The organism is Mucilaginibacter sp. (genome assembly GCF_041660805.1).
In the GTDB taxonomy this organism is placed as follows: Bacteria; Bacteroidota; Bacteroidia; order Sphingobacteriales; family Sphingobacteriaceae; genus Mucilaginibacter.
Window position 1 is genome coordinate 39,393 of sequence record NZ_JBAZVP010000017.1, and the last position, 12,706, is coordinate 52,098.

The 12,706-nt window shown below is 42.5% G+C and carries 13 protein-coding genes; 7 read left to right on the forward strand and 6 right to left on the reverse strand.

What is annotated here, in order from left to right:
• Positions 1–120: 120 nt before the first annotated feature.
• Positions 121–1,557, forward strand: a complete 1,437-nt coding sequence (gene radA / locus WC743_RS18615) for a DNA repair protein RadA (protein ID WP_373014369.1) — start codon at positions 121–123, stop codon at positions 1,555–1,557.
• Positions 1,558–2,497: 940 nt separating this feature from the next.
• Entirely contained in the window at positions 2,498–4,177 is a 1,680-nt protein-coding gene (locus WC743_RS18620; protein ID WP_373014371.1) for a glutamine--tRNA ligase/YqeY domain fusion protein, read from the forward strand.
• Positions 4,178–4,237: 60 nt separating this feature from the next.
• On the opposite strand, the gene WC743_RS18625 is transcribed toward WC743_RS18620, so the two are convergent.
• The 3 genes from WC743_RS18625 to WC743_RS18635 form a co-directional block, all read right to left on the reverse strand.
• Positions 4,238–5,068 (reverse strand): N-acetylmuramoyl-L-alanine amidase, encoded by an 831-nt coding sequence (locus WC743_RS18625; protein WP_373014372.1) that lies wholly within the window; start codon positions 5,066–5,068, stop codon positions 4,238–4,240.
• 103 nt (positions 5,069–5,171) lie between these two features.
• The gene (locus tag WC743_RS18630) at positions 5,172–5,483 is read right to left on the reverse strand and encodes a hypothetical protein (protein ID WP_373014374.1); all 312 of its coding nucleotides are present in this window, start codon (positions 5,481–5,483) and stop codon (positions 5,172–5,174) included.
• Between the two features lie 52 nt (positions 5,484–5,535).
• Complete coding sequence (locus tag WC743_RS18635; RefSeq protein WP_373014376.1) at positions 5,536–6,300, reverse strand: HNH endonuclease; 765 nt, start codon at positions 6,298–6,300, stop codon at positions 5,536–5,538.
• Between the two features lie 108 nt (positions 6,301–6,408).
• On the opposite strand from WC743_RS18635, the gene WC743_RS18640 reads away from it, so the two are divergent.
• Together WC743_RS18640 and WC743_RS18645 are read left to right on the forward strand one after the other, a co-directional pair.
• Entirely contained in the window at positions 6,409–8,328 is a 1,920-nt protein-coding gene (locus WC743_RS18640) for an ATP-binding protein (RefSeq protein WP_373014378.1), read from the forward strand.
• The gene (locus tag WC743_RS18645) at positions 8,325–9,365 is read left to right on the forward strand and encodes a DNA cytosine methyltransferase (protein WP_373014380.1); all 1,041 of its coding nucleotides are present in this window, start codon (positions 8,325–8,327) and stop codon (positions 9,363–9,365) included. Before WC743_RS18640 ends, WC743_RS18645 begins: the two co-directional genes overlap by 4 nt.
• On the opposite strand, the gene WC743_RS18650 is transcribed toward WC743_RS18645, so the two are convergent.
• Together WC743_RS18650 and WC743_RS18655 are read right to left on the reverse strand one after the other, a co-directional pair.
• Positions 9,335–9,742, reverse strand: a complete 408-nt coding sequence (locus WC743_RS18650; protein WP_373014382.1) for a very short patch repair endonuclease — start codon at positions 9,740–9,742, stop codon at positions 9,335–9,337. The two genes, WC743_RS18645 and WC743_RS18650, sit on opposite strands and share 31 nt — an antisense overlap.
• 287 nt (positions 9,743–10,029) lie before the next feature.
• Entirely contained in the window at positions 10,030–10,395 is a 366-nt protein-coding gene (locus WC743_RS18655; RefSeq protein WP_373014384.1) for a CoA-binding protein, read from the reverse strand.
• A 286-nt stretch (positions 10,396–10,681) separates the two neighbouring features.
• On the opposite strand from WC743_RS18655, the gene WC743_RS18660 reads away from it, so the two are divergent.
• The 3 genes from WC743_RS18660 to WC743_RS18670 all read left to right on the forward strand — a co-directional run bounded on the left by WC743_RS18660 (position 10,682) and on the right by WC743_RS18670 (position 12,033).
• Positions 10,682–11,254, forward strand: a complete 573-nt coding sequence (locus WC743_RS18660; RefSeq protein ID WP_373014386.1) for an RNA polymerase sigma factor — start codon at positions 10,682–10,684, stop codon at positions 11,252–11,254.
• A gap of 21 nt (positions 11,255–11,275) precedes the next feature.
• On the forward strand, positions 11,276–11,665 hold the full coding sequence (locus WC743_RS18665; protein ID WP_373014388.1) for a hypothetical protein: 390 nt from the start codon (positions 11,276–11,278) through the stop codon (positions 11,663–11,665).
• Positions 11,666–11,817: 152 nt separating this feature from the next.
• On the forward strand, positions 11,818–12,033 hold the full coding sequence (locus tag WC743_RS18670) for a hypothetical protein (RefSeq protein ID WP_373014390.1): 216 nt from the start codon (positions 11,818–11,820) through the stop codon (positions 12,031–12,033).
• Between the two features lie 79 nt (positions 12,034–12,112).
• Here WC743_RS18670 and WC743_RS18675 read toward each other — a convergent pair whose 3' ends face one another.
• Complete coding sequence (locus tag WC743_RS18675; protein ID WP_373014391.1) at positions 12,113–12,607, reverse strand: DinB family protein; 495 nt, start codon at positions 12,605–12,607, stop codon at positions 12,113–12,115.
• Positions 12,608–12,706 lie beyond the last annotated feature (99 nt).

Genomic DNA, 12,706 nt, shown 5'->3' on the forward strand with positions numbered 1-12,706 from the left:
AAGAGCCGATGTTATGGATAGCATCGGCTCTTTTTGTTTATACGATTTCATTTATAATTTGCTAATTTTATTGGCAATTTAATCTGCATATTTGCACATCTGAAATCTGCACATCTAACAATGGCTAAAACTAAAATCGCTTACTTCTGTCAAAGCTGTGGCTTTGAATCGGCTAAATGGCTGGGTAAATGCCCAAGCTGCCAGCAATGGAATACTTTTGTTGAAGAAATTTTAGAGAAACCTAATACCTCTATCCCAAACTGGAAGGCCAGTCCGGCGTCATCGCAGCGGGCCAATAAACCTGTACAAGTAACGGATATCACCTTTAGCGAGGAACACCGCCTGCTTACACCCGATAAAGAATTTAACCGTGTTTTAGGCGGCGGAATTGTTGCCGGTTCCTTAGTACTGATAGGCGGCGAACCGGGGATAGGAAAATCAACCCTGATGTTGCAGCTGGCGTTGAGCATGCCTAACATTAAAGTACTTTATGTATCTGGCGAAGAAAGCGATAAGCAGATAAAGATGCGGGCGGAGCGACTTTCCGCAGTTAGCAGTGAGCAGTTACCAGTGAGCAGTAAAAATGAATTTGGGAAAGGTTGCTTTATCCTGACCGAAACTTCTACCCAAAATATATTTAAGCAGATTGAAGAGTTACAGCCCGATTTGGTTGTGGTAGATTCTATCCAGACCCTTTACTCGGCACATATTGAATCAACGCCCGGCAGTGTTTCGCAGGTGCGGGAATGTACTGCAGAGCTGCTGCGCTTCGCCAAAGAAAGCTCAACCCCGGTATTTTTGATAGGCCACATTACAAAAGATGGCATGATAGCCGGACCAAAAATTTTAGAGCACATGGTTGATACCGTGTTACAGTTTGAAGGCGACCGGCACCATGTATATCGCATTTTGCGGACAATCAAAAACCGTTTTGGCTCGTCATCAGAACTGGGTATTTACGAAATGCTGGGCGAAGGCTTGCGCGAGGTATCAAACCCATCAGAGATCTTATTATCGCAACGCGATGAACCCTTGAGCGGCATTACCATATCTGCCACTTTAGAGGGCATGAGGCCAATGCTGATAGAAACCCAGGCGCTGGTGAGCACATCTGCTTATGGCACGCCACAGCGCACCGCAACGGGCTTTGATACTAAACGAATGAGCATGCTGCTGGCTGTGCTGGAAAAGCGCTGCGGTTTCAGGCTGGGGGCTAAAGATGTGTTCCTGAATATTACCGGTGGCATCCGTGTGGAAGACCCGGCTATTGACCTGGGTTTGGCCGCTGCCATCATCTCATCACATGAAGATATCCCTATCCCGTTCAAAACCTGTTTTGCGGGCGAAATAGGTTTATCAGGAGAGATCCGCGCGGTGAACCGTGTGGAGCAACGTATTGCCGAAGCGCAAAAACTGGGTTTTGAGCAGATCTTTATCTCTAAATATAATATGCCAACAGCCGCCAAGGATAAAAAACGACTTGACCTTTCCCGCTATACCATTGATGTAAAACCAGTTGGCCGGATTGAGGAAGTATTTGGATTATTGTTTGGATAGACGGCATAATTTAAAGCCTTCGGTGATCGGCTCCCGGCCGGGCGTCAGTTATTAAGCCGCGCCCCGCCGCAGATTAAAAGCGGCCAGAGGCCTTATAATAGTGGTCACTCGGCTGGAGCCAAGCGACTATGAAGGCATAATTATTTATATAGATACTTCCGCGGTAGGGAGTGAAGCGGATACCGGCCTGTGACTAAGGCCCAATGCCATTAAGTTTAAGGAAAGGCAAAATACTCCGTTAGGAGTAAAAGCTTTGTAGAAAATATAAATTGCGCTTTTAGCGTGCCGTAGGTACGCAACGCAAAGGTTCCGTACCTATGGCACGGATTAGATAATTTCGATTTTAGTCTACAAAGCTTTAACCCCTCTGGGGTAGAGATCCCTTAAATAATGACATTGGACTAAGGCCATGTGCGCGTATGAGCGGAAAGCCCGCCCGCAGGGAACGCCCATATTAAAGTTAGCAGTGGGCGGTGTTCGGAAGACTAATAAAGCGGTGGATATGTGCGATTCCCTCCCAACGGGAGGGTGCAGGGAGGGGTTTATGAGATAGGTATTGGCGTAAATAACCCCTACCCGCCACTTCACAGGCAGCCACACCCTTCCCCAAGGAAGGAGTTTTGGTGTAAATCAAACCCTCCGAACACTTGTGGGCTCCAGCCAAGGACGGCCAGGTGACTGTGAAGTATACCAACAGGTACTTCCGCGTTAGGGAGTGCAGCGGATACCGGCCAATGTGACTAAGGCCATGTGCGCGTATGAGCGGAAAGCCCGCCCGCAGGGAACGCCCATATTAAAGTTAGCAGTGGGCGGTTAGGAGTTTTAGAAGACCAATAGTGTATTATAATGTGTCCATTTCATTAAAATGTACCGCTATGTGTCTTTTTAAACTGTACACTTTCTGCCAAATTCCGTACTTTTGCACCCTGTTACAAACATCATGAGCGAAGAAAGATCATTGAATTTTATAGAGGAAATTGTTGAAGAAGATATTGCCAATGGCAAAAATGGCGGCAGGGTACTTACCCGTTTCCCGCCCGAGCCTAATGGTTACCTGCATATAGGCCATGCCAAAGCTATTTGCCTTAACTTTGGTTTAGCGCAAAAATATAATGGTAAAACCAACCTCCGTTTTGACGATACCAACCCTGTTAAAGAGGATGTGGAGTATGTTGACAGTATTAAAGAAGATGTAAAATGGCTGGGCTTTGAATGGGCTAATGAACTTTACGCTTCCGATTACTTCGACAAACTTTATGACCTTGCGGTTGTCCTGATAAAACAAGGATTAGCTTATGTTGATGACAGCAGCGCCGAGGAGATAGCTGCCCAAAAGGGTACGCCTACCGAACCGGGTGTGCCTAACGAGTTCCGCAGCCGCTCTGTTGAAGAGAACCTGCAACTGTTTGCCGATATGAAAGCCGGTAAATACCCGGATGGTGCGAAAGTGTTAAGGGCCAAATTGGATATGGCATCAACGAATATGCACCTGCGCGATCCTTTGATGTACCGTATTAAGCATACCCATCATCACCGTACGGGCGATACCTGGTGCATATACCCTATGTATGATTTTGCCCACGGACAAAGCGATGCTATTGAAGAAATTACCCACTCTATTTGTACGGTTGAGTTTATCCCTCACCGCCCGCTATATGATTGGTTTATTGAGAAACTATCTCTTTTCCCGAGTAAACAATATGAGTTTGCCCGCTTAAACCTTAACTATACGGTTATGAGCAAGCGCAAGCTGCTGCAACTGGTTGAGGAAAAACATGTTGATGGATGGGACGACCCACGCATGCCTACCATTAGCGGCCTGCGCCGCCGTGGTTATACCCCTGGCAGTATCCGTGAATTTTGCGAGCGTATTGGTGTAGCCAAACGCGAAAACATGATTGACGTTGGCTTGCTTGAATTCTGCATCCGCGAAGATCTGAATAAAACCGCATGGCGCCGTATGGCCGTGCTTGACCCGGTTAAACTGGTTATTACCAACTATCCCGAAGGGCAGGAAGAGATCTTCCACGGAGAGAACAATCCGGAGGTTGAAGGTGGTGACGGTAGCAGGGAGTTCCCGTTCAGCAGGGAACTTTGGATTGAGCGCGACGATTTTATGGAAGTGCCTACCAAGAAATATTTCCGCCTGGGTATAGGACTGATGGTCCGCCTGAAAAGCGCTTACATTATAAAAGGTGAAAGCGTTGTTAAAGATGCCGATGGCAACATCACCGAAATACATTGTACTTACATCCCCGAATCGCAAAGCGGTAACGATACCAGCGGTATTAATGTAAAAGGGACCATCCACTGGGTAAGCGTGGCTCATGCAAAAACTGCCGAAGTGCACTTGTACGACCGCCTGTTCCAGGTGGAAGACCCAAGCAACGAGGACGGCGACTTTAAAGATTATATTAACCCAAACAGCCTGCACATACTGCCTGCCGCCTATATTGAACCCGACCTGGCTAATGCCAAAATTGGCACCCCGGTTCAGTTTATGCGTAAAGGTTATTTCACGCTTGATAAAAACTCAACCGCAGATAAGTTAGTGTTTAACAGAACAGTAACGCTGAAGGATGGGTGGAAAGCCCCCCAGCCCCCTAAAGGGGGAGCATGATAACCCTATAACCTTGAAAATATGAATTTCAAGAATTCCCCCTTCAGGGGGTTAGGGGGTTTAATATTTCCTGTAAACATTATACAGCACATCCAAATCGCAGGGGGTTAATTCCGGGGTATCGTCTGTTTGTATAAAGTGGCGTTTAAAGGCGGTTATGGCTGCCGGGAGGTTGCTTGTATCGTACCCGATTAATCGTAACGCGGTGGTACTGTCAAACTCTGGCGGCGCAGGAACTAAAATAGGATCCGGCCAATAGCCGAAACCTTTTTGAGCCAGCAGCATCCACGGGAAGTACGTACCCGGATCAGGCTTGCGGGGCGGCGCTATATCACCGTGACCAATAAAGTTTGTAGCAGGGATGTTATAAGACCGTTTAAGCTGTGCCAGTAATATCAGCAGGCTTTTTATCTGTGCGGCTGCAAAAGGTTCGTTACCCTTATTATCCAGCTCAATACCAATGGAGAGGCTATTCATATCGCTGATGCTGCCCCATTTGCTGATGCCCGCATGCCAGGCGCGCAGGTAATCGTTCAGCATGTGAGTCACCTTGCCATCCTTACCAATAACGTAATGGGCGCTCACCTGCGGTTTTACCGTAGTGAAAGTGCGTAGCGTTTGCCCAACCGAATCTTGCGCGGTATAGTGGATTATTACATAATTGGGCTTCCGTAAATTAAAGTTTACCGTACCCACCCAGTCGGCCGGAATATTCTTTCCTAAACTATCAAGCAGTATGGCAGGCCCTTCATGCTTAAGCACAGCAACCAAACTATCGGTTTGATGGGTGTAAACCTTATTGGTTAAAGCATACGGTCCCGTTAATTTTTTAGAGCAGGAGGTAAAAATTGCAGCAGATAAAAGAAGGAGGAAGAGGTAACGGCTATTCATAGAAGGCTAAAATAAGAAATTAACCTTAGTAACGTAAAAGGGAAGAAAGGGTTTGGTTTATTTGAGGAGGGGGATAGTCATGACCGGGAATAAAGTTGAGATATCAAAATTTAACTCCTGCAATAACCTCTATAAACTCCAATAATAAAAATTGCGAATTAGCAGTCTCTTCTGAGTGTTCAACACTTTCGAACTCATGCCATGTATGATCTATTTCATTATCCCATGTCCCGAAATGCAAGTCGGGTAATTCCCATTGATTAACGTAGAACCAAGTGTCATTAATAAGCTTTGAGTGGATGAGAGTTTCTAATTCAAATAAATCAGCATTTGTTGGGTTGGCGAAAATAACGAAACTGTGATTTTTATAGTTGGCACCATCTCGGTAGAGGTAGGAAAATTTGATGTCCGGCATGAGGCTAAATTAGCTTAATGCGAAAAGTATGTCAATCGGATATAAGTGAAGTTTAAGGTATAAACTTTTCGTTATGCCTCTTTAAAAACTCAACATTCGGGAAGAATTTTTTAGGTGTAATAATTTCTTTACCGTCATACTCAATAAAATTATGTTTGATGCTTTCAATATGTTTATGCTGATAGAATTTAGATGAAATTTTTATTTTTAACTCTTCTGTTACCGTAATTAAATGCTTATCAAAAGCTCTATCATGTAACGCATTTAAGGCTAAACCGTTTTGTGGATTTAAACGATTATGACCGTCTTGGCTCCATGGGGCAATGTGACTGGCTACAATTAATTCAACTATATTAATGCCGGTGATACAGCATTGATTATTAAAATTGGTAAGTACTACGCCTCTAAAAATAGATTGATCTAACCTTACTTTAACCTTTCTCTCTGCATCGCGGCCTTCTATTTGTCTGTACTGATCTAAGTCTATATCATATAACTTTTCGATAGTCGTGTCCTTCTTCTTTGCCAACAGTTTTTCACCCTCAATAAATACATCGTCCCAATTTTGCATGTATTCTTGCCAAACGTCTTTATCTAATTTACTGGCATTCACCATTCCTTTTTGGTTTAAGCGTGGGTCAAGACTGGCAAAGTTTACCAACTTGTAAGCAATTGACCCGGGTGTCCGGCCTATTAAATTAGCTAAATCAATAATTGCCGAATTACGCTGGTGCATCTGACCAAAAGTTATTTTGCTGTATAAGTTAATGGCTAAATTAAGCTCTTCTTTAGTCCATAAACTCTGGCCTTCTTTCATAAATATAAATGTAACGTAAAAAATATAACCCTATATAATATAACATCAACTCGGTAAGTATTTAAGTACTTTAAAATTGCTTATAATTGTAATGATTTTATCATTTATATGTCATCAGAAAGACTTCTTAAAATAAGATTTGCAGGTAGATTAATTGATTTACTTGGGCAACAAATGTATGGAGGTGCGGTTGCATCTGTTGCTGAATTAGTTGCAAATGCATGGGATGCTGATGCTAATAAAGTAGATATTACAATTCCTATTGATGTAAGTGAGGCTGGTGCAGAGATAATTGTTAGGGATTACGGAATAGGTATGACCTTTGATGAGCTAAATAAGTACTATTTACATATTGGCTATGAAAGAAGAGTAAGAGGTGAGCGTACAAATGGAGGCCGGCCCGTTATGGGACGGAAAGGTATAGGTAAACTCGCTGGTTTCGGTATTGCTGATAATATTGTTTTGACCTCAATAAAAGATGGGCATCTTGTTGAGTTTACCCTGAATCACGATGAACTCAGAAAGATTCATTCAGCCGCTGAAAGTGTAATTGCTGTTGATAGAGATGAATCTTCAGACCTACCAAGTGGTGTTATAGTGACATTTAAAGGCTTAAAACTTTCAAGAAATTTTAATATAGACAATTTCCGGACAAGTATGGCAAGAAGATTTGCATTAGGGTCCGAGCAAATGGAAATTGTTGTGAACAATGTCCCTATAACAAAAGAAGGATTACTATTAGAGTATCGATATCCAGAGGGCGACGGTTGGCAAGAGGAAACAATCCCTGGCTTTGGCCAAATTAAATATTGGTTCGGTTTTTTAAAAAACACTATTACTGATTCCGAATTAAGAGGTATTTCAATATTTGCAAGAGACAGAGTTGCACAATTCACCCCGTTCTTTTTTAATCTTTCTGGCGGTATTAATGGTCAAGTTGCGTTAGAATATTTAACTGGCCAAATAAAGGCTGATTTACTTGATGATCAAACTGATTACATAGCTACAGATAGACAAACTGTTAATTGGCAATTTGATAAAGCTCCTATCTTTGAAGAATGGGGGCAGGTTAAAATTAAAGGGCTTTGTGCAGATTGGAAAAGAAAACATACACAGCAAAATATTGATAGGTTTCAACATAAGTTAGGAGAGTTACATCTGCGAATAGATAGACTTTCTTCCTTACAAGAAAAAAAGGACATTACATCCGCGCTTGAAAAAGTGGCTGGCATTGAGCGTATAACCGAAGAAGATTTTAAAGTTATAGCTAACTCAATGGTGTCGGGCTTTGAAAGAGAAAGTGTTAAAAAAGTTATACAAAAAATCAATTCAGCAAGTGAAGATGCTTTGCCTGAGTTAACTGAAGCAATTAAAGAATGGGATATAATAAGTGCCGTTTCTACAGCAGAAGTTGTTTTAGGTAAAATTGAGATTATTATTCAGTTTCAAAAACATATTGACGATCGATTACCTGAGAAATCCGGTAAAGGAAGACTTGATATGCAATCATTTGTCAAGCAATATCCTTGGTTGTTAGGTCATCAATATGAGCATTTAAAAGAAGCTGACATAGAACATGAGCATGGTTTAGATAAATGGATAGAAGAGATATTAAATGAAACCAATATCGAATTTAAAAGAGAAGATAATAAAGATGGTCGACGTTTTGATTTACTTCTATTAAATAATGACTATGAAATAAAAGTATTAGAATTAATGAGACCAGGCATACCAGCTGATTATGATCATGTAAACAGATTAATGCGGTATGTAACAAGAATTGAAGATGCGATAGAGTCAGGCTCAACTGAGAAATATAGAAAAAAAACTGTCTCCGGGTTGCTAATAGCAGATGATTTTGCAAAAGATGGTTCTTTATCAAGAATAATACAAAACAACCAAAATATTATTGAAGCAGTGCAATGGAAAACTTTATTGCAAAGAGTTAAAGGCCGTTATGAGGAGTTTTTTGCTATGCTAAAATTAAAAGCACCGGACGACCCAAGAATGAAAGGTATACACCAATGATTAAATACAATTCGATAGATTTATTTTCCGGAGTCGGCGGCCTAACTGAAGGGATGCATCAAGCTGGTTTTGAAACAAAACTTGCTATTGAGATAGTTGAAGAAGCAGTTATTGGATATAAACTAAACCATGCAAATGCAACAGTGTTGCAAAAGGACATTAGAGCAATATCAAAAGAAGAAATATCAACTATTCTTAATGGTGAACGTTTACACCTTTTGGCCGGCTGTCCGCCTTGCCAGGGGTTTAGCTCAATAAGAAGATTAAATAGAGGGAGTGTCGAAGATCATAGAAACGATTTGGTGCTCGAATATTTAAGGCTAGTAAAAGAACATTTACCATATACAATTATGATGGAAAATGTTCCAGCTCTGAAAGAATATACATTATTTGAACAATTGGTTTCTGAGCTAAGGGAAATTGGTTATCATATAGATTTTGATGTTGTTAATGTCAAGGATTATGGTGTACCACAAAGAAGAAGGCGTTTAGTTATGGTGGGATCTTTATTAGGCCCGATCAAAATAGCAAGGGGTAATAATGAAAAAGTAACCGTAAGGGAAGTGATAGGAAACCTAGAATCAATTCAAGATACTAAGGACCTAATACACACAATTACAGCCAAACATACAGATGCCATTTTAGAAAGGATTAAACTTACACCTAAAAATGGAGGGAGTTCGAAAGATTTACCTGCAAGTTTTAAGCTAAAATGTCATCAAAAAGACAACGTTGGGTTTAATGACGTATATGGCCGTTTAAGATGGGACGACTATTCAACAACTATTACAGGCGGTTGTTTAAACCCATCAAAGGGCAGATTTTTACATCCCGAAGAAAACCGAGTAATTTCACCTCGTGAGGCAGCTCTTTTACAATCATTCCCAAAAGACTATAAGTTTCCGCTTAACATTCCAAAACAAGCTTTAGCTTTACTCATTGGTAATGCTCTGCCCCCCAAATTTAGTTATATACAATCGTCAAATATTAAAAATCATTTAGATTCTTACTTGGGTAATAAATCAGAAAGTAATTGATTTTGCCACTTTGTTTTTAATTGGCATTGCCAAATTGTAATAATATTCCAGTTAGCCGCTTTTAAAGCGGCTTCTGCGTTTATATCATTGGTGATATTCCTTCTTATCTTATCAGTCCACCACTCCTTCCTCGTTTCTGGCAACGTCGCCTTTTTACACCCCTCATGACCATGCCAAAAACATCCATGTATAAAAATAACTGTTTTGTATTTGGGTAATACAATGTCGGGCTTGCCGGGCATATCTTTTACATGCAACCGGTAGCGGAAACCATTTTTGTGCAGAAACTTACGCACCAAAAGTTCGGGCTTGGTATCCTTACTTTTAATCCGCGACATATTGTAGCTGCGGGTTTCTTTGGAGTGTACATCTGCCATGCTAAATTAACTTATACAATTCCGGTTTGTTTCAATCATACGTCACCAAAAAACGTAAAAACCCGTTTCTTTGTAATCGCTTCTCAAAACCAGAAAAAACAAGCAAGAATTCAGAGATAATTAGTGATATTTAGAGGTAAGCAAAAGAAACGCCAAATAAAACCAGACCGCTTGAGTGTTTTATACCAAACTGAATAACAGGTATTTACAACGGCTGTTCCGCTTTTGTTCCGGTAGTGTTCCGCTTTTAGCGGAACACTACCGGAACAGGTTACCTATTCTTGTTCCTAATACGTACCTATTGATAGCAGCACCAGGGTACAGGCATAGTCGGTTTCAATACCATTCTTTTGGGCCATGCGGCGCAGTTCCTCGTTTTCGGTACCGGGGTTAAAAATAATACGTTTGGGCTTGGTATTTATAATATAATCATACAAAGGCGGCTGGTTAAGCGGGCCAACGTACAGGGTAATCGTATCAATATCGGTATGTATGGTTTCGGGCTTTTCAATAGGTACACCTGCAACTTCACCGGTTTTAATGCCCACGTTAACAATGGTATGTCCGCGACCCGCAAGGCGGTTAGCGGCAAGGTAAGCGTATCGGCTTGCATCGGGTGTGGCGCCCAGTATGAGTGTTTTCTTATCGGCCATAATGGTAATATAACGTGCAAGGTAATAATTTGGTTTGTAGACCCACCCCAATTACCCTCCAATGGGAGGTACTTTTACTTACAGCTGACGTACAGGGCACTATTTAACTCACCCCTGCCCACTCTCTGCTATGCAAAGAGGGGGTACATATTCCCTTACCCTCTTTCCGCCAAAGGCGAAGAGAGGGTGGTCGTGCGAAGCAATGATCGGGTGAGTCCTCACAAATAAAAAATAATTTAAAATGTTTCTTAACCTCAGTCGTCTTTATATTTAAACACTTATAAAGTTGACAACCGTAATAATGCCCCAGGATAAAGACAGCCATATCATACAAACAATTGCGTCGTATGGTAAAAGCCTGTTGGGGTTTATTCGCAAGCGGGTTAAAAGCGATGCCGATGCCGAAGACATTCTGCAGGATGTTTGGTACCAGTTTAGCAACGTGGTTAACGCAGGGCCAATTGAACAAACCAGTGCATGGCTATACCGGGTAGCCAAAAACAGGATTGTTGATAAGCATAAAAAGCGTACCGAAACCCTGCTGGATGATATGCTGCCTGTTGATGAGGATGACGATGAAGCACCGGACTTTAGGGCCATCCTGCTCACCGAAACTACCACGCCTGAGACCGAATACCTGCGCAACCTATTTTGGGAACAGCTTTTTATAGCGCTTGATGAGCTGCCCGAAACACAACGCCAGGTATTTATATGGCAGGAACTGGAGGATAAGCCTTTTGAGGAAATAGCCAAGCTAACCGGCGAAAACGTGAACACCCTGGTATCGCGCAAACGGTATGCGGTGCTGCACCTGCGCAAACGGTTAAAACAATTGTATAAAGAAATTACAGAATATTAGAAAAAATTAGAAATAAAGACAATGAAAAAGATATTTTATGAAAATCGGTTCTTCTTCATCCCCTTTGGTATAGCGGCCATACTGGCGCTGGTAAGCTTTGTGGTGATGCAATTGTGGAACAACTTACTGCCAGATATCCTGCATGTAGGCACTATTACTTTTTGGCAGGCCATGGGGATATTTATACTAAGCAAAATTTTGTTTGGCTTTGGTGGCAAGGGTAACGGTGGCGGCCCGCCATGGATGCGCCGTAAACGCATGATGGAGGAGAAGTTTAAAAATATGTCGCCTGAGGATCGTGCCCGGTTTAAAGAACAGTGGCAAAACCGCTGCGGTTGGGGCAAACGCGACCCCGACTGGAAAACAGCCTGGCAAGACGAGCCTATAACACAGAAAGACACTAAAGAGTAAGGATTATAGATAAGGATATTGTTATGTTAGAATTTATCTTGGCATCTCACAAAGGACTTGTAGTCCGCAAGCGTGCTTACCACTTAGCTTGAGAGGTGCTGAAATAAATTCAGCATGACTTTCCAAAAAACATCACAATAAACAACAACCCTATGGATGTGCTGATATTTAAAACAAGCGTTGCCAATGTGCAGGAGGCAAGCCGGGTAAACTACCTGCTTTCGTCCCTGTCAGATATAAAACAATACAATTTTGACCTGGAAGATTGCGATCACGTACTGCGTATAGTAAGCACCGGCATTGAGCCGCAAACCATTAACCACATGCTGGCAATAGCTGGCTTTACCTGCGAAGAACTGGCGTATTAGGAGCCTCCCCCTACCCTCTCCAAGGGAGAGGGTTTAACGATCAGTATAGCTTCTTAAAGTCCTCTCCTTTGGAGAGGATTTAGGTGAGGCCGCCCACAATCCGGTTTAGCAGGGCAATTTGTCCGCTGTGGTATATGTGGTGCTGTATCAGGCCTTCAATTATAGCTTCATAGCTCACGCCGGTACCCAGTTCCCGCTGGCGCTCGTCATTAGTTGGCGCGTTCCAGTTATCATTAGGAAAATCGGCAATAATCCGGTCAAGGTTAACATTGGCCAATTTAAAATCGGCAACCAATTGCTTCCATTTATGTTCGTCGGGAGCGCCTGGATTAGGCCAGTCTCCACCGGCAGGGTCGCCGGCTTTTTGCCCTCCCATACGGGCCGATACCTCCTGTGTCCAGCCCAGCATGTGCAGCAAAATCCCCGCGATGTTATGTACAGAGTCTGGCGGTTTCTCATATGCCGCCTCAAAAGATATATTATCAATAATATCATAAGTGGCAGGCCCGTACCATGGGTCATGCGCCAGGACGCTATGCAGTGAGGCCTGGAGTTTTTGGGGGATGGTTTTCATAAAGGCATAACAACCAGCAGATGAGTTAGTTTTATGTGAAAAACAGCGCCGGATGTTTCATAGGTTCGACAGTCCCGCTTTCCGCTCATACGCCACAGG

What these genes read in the sequence shown, in the direction of transcription:
- radA (WP_373014369.1), top strand. Translation starts at nt 121, where the DNA reads ATGGCTAAAACTAAAATCGCTTACTTCTGTCAAAGCTGTGGCTTTGAA.
- WC743_RS18620 (WP_373014371.1), top strand. Translation starts at nt 2,498, where the DNA reads ATGAGCGAAGAAAGATCATTGAATTTTATAGAGGAAATTGTTGAAGAA.
- WC743_RS18625 (WP_373014372.1), bottom strand. Translation starts at nt 5,068, where the DNA reads ATGAATAGCCGTTACCTCTTCCTCCTTCTTTTATCTGCTGCAATTTTT.
- WC743_RS18630 (WP_373014374.1), bottom strand. Translation starts at nt 5,483, where the DNA reads ATGCCGGACATCAAATTTTCCTACCTCTACCGAGATGGTGCCAACTAT.
- WC743_RS18635 (WP_373014376.1), bottom strand. Translation starts at nt 6,300, where the DNA reads ATGAAAGAAGGCCAGAGTTTATGGACTAAAGAAGAGCTTAATTTAGCC.
- WC743_RS18640 (WP_373014378.1), top strand. Translation starts at nt 6,409, where the DNA reads ATGTCATCAGAAAGACTTCTTAAAATAAGATTTGCAGGTAGATTAATT.
- WC743_RS18645 (WP_373014380.1), top strand. Translation starts at nt 8,325, where the DNA reads ATGATTAAATACAATTCGATAGATTTATTTTCCGGAGTCGGCGGCCTA.
- WC743_RS18650 (WP_373014382.1), bottom strand. Translation starts at nt 9,742, where the DNA reads ATGGCAGATGTACACTCCAAAGAAACCCGCAGCTACAATATGTCGCGG.
- WC743_RS18655 (WP_373014384.1), bottom strand. Translation starts at nt 10,395, where the DNA reads ATGGCCGATAAGAAAACACTCATACTGGGCGCCACACCCGATGCAAGC.
- WC743_RS18665 (WP_373014388.1), top strand. Translation starts at nt 11,276, where the DNA reads ATGAAAAAGATATTTTATGAAAATCGGTTCTTCTTCATCCCCTTTGGT.
- WC743_RS18670 (WP_373014390.1), top strand. Translation starts at nt 11,818, where the DNA reads ATGGATGTGCTGATATTTAAAACAAGCGTTGCCAATGTGCAGGAGGCA.
- WC743_RS18675 (WP_373014391.1), bottom strand. Translation starts at nt 12,607, where the DNA reads ATGAAAACCATCCCCCAAAAACTCCAGGCCTCACTGCATAGCGTCCTG.